The organism is Salipiger sp. HF18 (genome assembly GCF_011806505.1).
GTDB classification, from domain to species: Bacteria; Pseudomonadota; Alphaproteobacteria; order Rhodobacterales; family Rhodobacteraceae; genus Salipiger; species Salipiger thiooxidans.
Genome location: NZ_JAATOS010000306.1, coordinates 1 through 4,799, shown reverse-complemented (window position 1 = coordinate 4,799; position 4,799 = coordinate 1). Strand labels below are relative to the sequence as shown.

Below are 4,799 nucleotides of genomic sequence, written 5' to 3'. Positions count from 1 at the left end.
AGCTTGCAGGGGGTGAGCCCTCCGAGGACCTGGAACCCGAAGGCACCGAGCAGCAGCGCCAGAGAGCCGGCGGCAGCGAGCAGGATCAGGAAAGTCCGGGTCAGTCTCAAAGGAACCTCACGAGGTAGAAGCCGCCCAAAAGAATGAGCACGAAGAGTGTGAAGACAAGCCCCAGCCGCTTTTCGATGAAGTCGCGGATGGGGGCTCCGAAGGCCCAGAGCAGCCCTGCCACCACGAAAAAGCGCAGCGATCGCGCGATGATGGCGGTCACCACGAAGGTGCCGAGCGGCATCGCCGTCCAGCCTGACATGATCGTGATGACCTTGAAGGGAAAGGGCGTGACGCCGGCGATGAGCACCGCCCAGAAGCCCACGCCGTTGAAGCGCGCGTTGAAGGCCTCGATCTCGTCACCCTTGCCGAGCGCCTCGAGGATCGGGCGTCCGAGGCCTTCGAAGAAGAAGTGTCCGATGACGTAGCCTGCGAGCCCGCCGATCACCGAGGCCACCGTCGCCACCAGCGCAATCAGCCAGGCCCGGCGCGGCGCCGCGAGCACCATCGGGATCATCAGCACATCCGGCGGAATCGGGAAGATCGACGCCTCGATGAAGGCCACCGCGGCGAGCGCCCAGAGGGCCTTGGGGTGGTCGGCCAGCGACATGGTCCAGTCATAGAGGCGGCGCAGCATAGGATGGTCTCCGGGTTTCCGTTTCGCAGGAAGCACGGGGGCGCGCGGGGTGCAACCGACGAATTGGTGTTCTGGGCCGGTCCGGTGCCAGACGGGCGTCAGGATGCCTGCGAGGCAGGCGGAGAGCGGCTCAGCTCTCGAGCCAGCGCAGGATATCGCCGCGGTTGCCGTCGAGTTCGGGCGCGGCGGGACGGGCAGGGCGGTCCTCCATCCCCGACATCTTGATCGGGTTGCCCGCGGCCTTGAAGGTGGCGCGTCCGTAGCGGTCGAGCACCTCGACGATCATGTTGCGCGCCATCAGCTGCGGGTCCTTCATCACCTGATCCATGCTCTGAATCGGCGCGCAGGGGATGCCGGCGGCGGTGAGCTTGGCCAGCCAGTGCGAGCGCGGGTGCTCCAGCGTCGCGGCCTCGATCAGCCGCTTCAGCAGCCGGGCATGGCTCAGCCGTGCCGCGTTGCTGGCAAAGCGCGGATCGTCCGACAGCGGCAGTTGCAGCGTCAGGCACAGGCGCTCGAACTGGGCGTCGCTGCCGGCGGCCAGCACGAAGGCGCCGTCCGAGGCCGCCACCGCCTCGCAGGGGGCGAGGCTCGGGTGCCGGGTGCCGTTGGCCTGAGGGGCGGGGCCGATGGCGGTCTGCGCCACCGCCTGCTCCATGAGGGCCAACTGCGCGTCAAGGAGCGCCACGTCCACCCGCCGCCCGCGCCCGGTGCGCACCCGGTCGTAGAGCGCCGCGAGGATGCCGTGGGCAAGGAACATGCCGCCGGCGAGATCGGCGATGGAGCTGCCGGCGCGCTGGGGCCTGCCCGGATCGCCGGTCAGCGCCATGAAGCCTGCGCGGGCCTGCGCCACCGCGTCATAGGCGGGGCGCCGCGCGTCCGGGCCGGTCTGGCCGTAGCCGCTGACCGAGGCGTAGACCAGCGCCGGGAGCTCGGCATGCAGCGCCTCCCAGCCAAGCCCGTGGCGGTCCATCACGCCGGGGCGGAAGTTCTCAACCAGCACGTCGGCGCGGGCGAGGATGCGGCGCAGCAGCGCCCGATCCTCGGCATTCTCGAGGTCGAGCGCGATCGAGCGCTTGCCCCGGTTCACCGCGGCGAAATAGCCGCTCTTGCCGTTCTTCAGCGGTGGCAGCGCGCGGGCGCCGTCGCCGCGGCCGGGACGCTCGATCTTGATGACCGAGGCACCGAGATCCGCGAGGATCATGGTGGCGTAGGGACCGGAGAGAATCCGGCTGAAATCGACGATCGTGACGCCGGCAAGGGGAAGGGACATGGGCCTTTGGCTCTCATGATATGCTGCTCTGTCGAACAGCTTCCCGTGCCCGCCCCGCCTCGTGCAAGGGAAAGCTACACCGGATCTGCAACCTTTCCGTTAATTGCGCTCCGGATGTCGCGCCTTCCCCGCGCCGGGTGCTAAATCGTATCCCCGCTGCCCGAGGCGCGGGCATGGAACACGAAGCCGAGCAGGTTCATCAGCACCTGTGCGGCGAGAATCGCGGTCGAGCCGGTGGGATCGTAGTCGGGGGCGACCTCGACGAGGTCGATGCCCACCACCCGGTGCTCGCGCGCCATGATCTGCAGGATCTCGAGCACTTCGTAATAGAGGAAGCCGCCGTGCGAGGGCGTGCCGGTGCCCGGCGCGATCGAGGGGCAGAAGCCGTCGATGTCGATGGTGATGTAGACCGGCGCCCCGGCGGGGATGCGCTCGGCCACGCCCGCGGCCCCGAGCCTGCGCGCCTGCCGCACCGACAGGATGTCCGAGCCCATGGCGCGCGCGGCGTCGTAGCCCTCCTTGGCGGTGGACGAGACATTGCGGATGCCCACCTGGGTCAGGCCGCTCACATGATCCTTCTCGGCGGCGCGGCGCATCGGGTTGCCATGGCCGCGGGTGACGCCGTGGCGCTCGTCGACGAAATCGAGATGGGCGTCGATCTGCAGGACGTGGAAGGGCGCGTGACCCTCGAAGGCCTCGATGCAGGGGATGTTGATGGAGTGGTCGCCACCGATCACCACCGGCAGCGCGCCCGCGTCCAGCGCCGCCCGCACGCCCTCGCGGATGTTGGCGTGGCTGGCCAGCGTGTCGGTGTGCACGATGTCCGCGTCGCCCATGTCGACGATGCGCACGTCCTCGCCGAGATAGGTGGCGTCGTCCTCGTGGTCGTAGGCCCCGGCGTGGCCGAAGGAGAACAGCGTCGAGGCCTCGCGCACCGAGCGCGGGCCGAAGCGCGCGCCCGCCCGCCACTGGGTGCCGGCGTCGAAGGGCGCGCCCAGGATGGCCGCGTCGGCCTCGATCCGGGTCCAGTCCTCGACATAGGGCTTCTTGGCGAAGGTGCAGATGCCGGTGAAGGGCAGGTTCAGCCGCCCCGACTCGTATCCGTGCGCCATGACGGTCCTCCTTGGTCCTGTCGTCGTTTCGGGCACCCTGCGCCGGGCCGCGCGCCGGGGCAATCCCTGCCGTCTCGGGCCCCGCGGCACGTGCTTGGCGCTTTCCTTCGCGGCGCCCATGCGCTAAAGCCGCGCGCAAACATTCCGGAGGGCGGCATGAGCGACGGCAAGAACGGCATCACCTACGCAGACGCGGGTGTGGACATCGACGCGGGCAACGCGCTGGTGGACCGGATCAAACCGGCAGCCAAGCGGACCAACCGGCCCGGCACCGTGTCGGGGCTGGGCGGCTTCGGCGCGCTCTTCGATCTCAAGGGGGCGGGCTACACCGATCCGGTGCTGGTCGCGGCCACCGACGGCGTCGGCACCAAGCTGCGCATCGCCATCGACACCGGCCACGTGGACGGCGTCGGCATCGACCTCGTGGCGATGTGCGTGAACGACCTCGTGTGCCAGGGCGCCGAGCCGCTGTTCTTCCTCGACTACTTCGCCACCGGCAAGCTCGACACCGACAGCGCCGCGCGCGTCATCGAGGGCATCGCCGAGGGTTGTGTGCGCTCGGGCTGCGCGCTGATCGGTGGCGAGACCGCCGAGATGCCGGGCATGTACCCGGCGGGCGATTTCGACCTCGCGGGCTTTGCCGTGGGCGCCATGGAGCGCGGCACCGAGCTGCCCGCCGGCGTCGCGGTCGGTGACGTGCTCATCGGGCTTGCCTCGGACGGCGTCCACTCCAACGGCTACAGCCTCGTGCGGAAGCTGGTCGAGGTCTCGGGCCTTGGATGGGAGGCGGATTGCCCCTGGGCCGAGGGCTCGCTCGGCGAGGTGCTGCTGACCCCGACGAGGCTGTATGTGAAGCAGGCGCTGGCCGCGGTCCGCGCGGGCGGCGTCCATGCGTTGGCGCACATCACTGGCGGCGGCCTGACCGAGAACCTGCCGCGCGTCCTGCCCGAAGGCACCGGCGCCGCCATCGACCTGAACGCGTGGGATCTTCCGCCGGTGTTCAAGTGGATGGCCGAGACCGGCGGCATGTCGCAGGCCGAGATGCTCAAGACCTTCAACTGCGGCATCGGCATGATCCTCGCGGTCAGTGCCGACCGGGCCGAGGCGCTCACCGCGCTGCTGCGCGAAGAGGGCGAGACGGTCTGCACGCTGGGCTGCGTCACCGACACCCCGGGCATGGCCTACGAGGGCGCGCTGCTTTGAAGCGCGTCGCCATCTTCATTTCCGGCGGCGGGTCCAACATGGTCTCGCTGGTCGACAGCATGACCGGAGACCACCCGGCGCGTCCGGTGCTGGTGCTGGCCAACAGCGCCGACGCCGGAGGGCTGGAGAAGGCGCGCGCGCGCGGCGTCCCCACGGCGGTGGTCGATCACCGGCCGTTCAAGGGCGACCGCGAGGCGTTCCAGGAGGCTCTGCAGGCCGAGCTGGTGAAGGCCGCGCCGGACATCCTGTGCCTGGCGGGCTTCATGCGCGTCCTCACCGCGAGCTTCGTGGAAAACTGGCAGGGGAGGATGCTGAACATCCACCCCTCTCTGCTGCCCAAGTATCGCGGGCTGCACACCCATGCGCGGGCGCTCGAGGCGGGCGACCGCGAGCACGGCTGCACCGTGCACGAGGTGACGCCCGAGCTCGACGATGGCCCGATCCTGGGTCAGGCCACCGTGCCGGTGCTGCCCGGCGACACGCCCGACGCGCTTGCCGCGCGGGTGCTCGAGCAGGAGCACCGGCTTTA

General features: G+C 69.9%; 6 protein-coding genes. 2 read left to right on the top strand and 4 right to left on the bottom strand.

Features of this window, described 5'->3' with window-relative positions:
* The 4 genes from HC022_RS29365 to speB form a co-directional block, all read right to left on the bottom strand.
* Nucleotides 1-110: disulfide bond formation protein B (locus tag HC022_RS29365; RefSeq protein WP_167453482.1), on the bottom strand; the 110-nt coding region annotated here is incomplete at its 3' end.
* Nucleotides 107-685, bottom strand: a complete 579-nt coding sequence (locus HC022_RS19155; RefSeq protein WP_008885216.1) for a YqaA family protein — start codon at nt 683-685, stop codon at nt 107-109. The genes HC022_RS29365 and HC022_RS19155, both read right to left, overlap by 4 nt.
* A gap of 130 nt (nt 686-815) precedes the next feature.
* On the bottom strand, nt 816-1,955 hold the full coding sequence (locus HC022_RS19150; protein WP_167453481.1) for a CaiB/BaiF CoA-transferase family protein: 1,140 nt from the start codon (nt 1,953-1,955) through the stop codon (nt 816-818).
* Between the two features lie 140 nt (nt 1,956-2,095).
* Nucleotides 2,096-3,067, bottom strand: coding sequence for an agmatinase (speB, locus tag HC022_RS19145; RefSeq protein ID WP_167453480.1), 972 nt, complete (start codon nt 3,065-3,067; stop codon nt 2,096-2,098).
* Nucleotides 3,068-3,223: 156 nt separating this feature from the next.
* Between speB and purM the strand changes: the two genes are divergently transcribed.
* Together purM and purN are read left to right on the top strand one after the other, a co-directional pair.
* Nucleotides 3,224-4,270 carry a phosphoribosylformylglycinamidine cyclo-ligase gene (gene purM / locus HC022_RS19140; protein ID WP_167453479.1) on the top strand — a complete coding sequence of 349 codons (1,047 nt, stop codon included), beginning with the start codon at nt 3,224-3,226 and terminating at the stop codon, nt 4,268-4,270.
* Nucleotides 4,267-4,799: phosphoribosylglycinamide formyltransferase (gene purN, locus HC022_RS19135; RefSeq protein ID WP_167453478.1), on the top strand; the 533-nt coding region annotated here is incomplete at its 3' end. The genes purM and purN, both read left to right, overlap by 4 nt.

Coding starts and splice junctions, on each gene's coding strand:
- speB (WP_167453480.1), bottom strand. CDS start 3,067: ATGGCGCACGGATACGAGTCGGGGCGGCTGAACCTGCCCTTCACCGGC.
- HC022_RS19155 (WP_008885216.1), bottom strand. CDS start 685: ATGCTGCGCCGCCTCTATGACTGGACCATGTCGCTGGCCGACCACCCC.
- HC022_RS19150 (WP_167453481.1), bottom strand. CDS start 1,955: ATGTCCCTTCCCCTTGCCGGCGTCACGATCGTCGATTTCAGCCGGATT.
- purM (WP_167453479.1), top strand. CDS start 3,224: ATGAGCGACGGCAAGAACGGCATCACCTACGCAGACGCGGGTGTGGAC.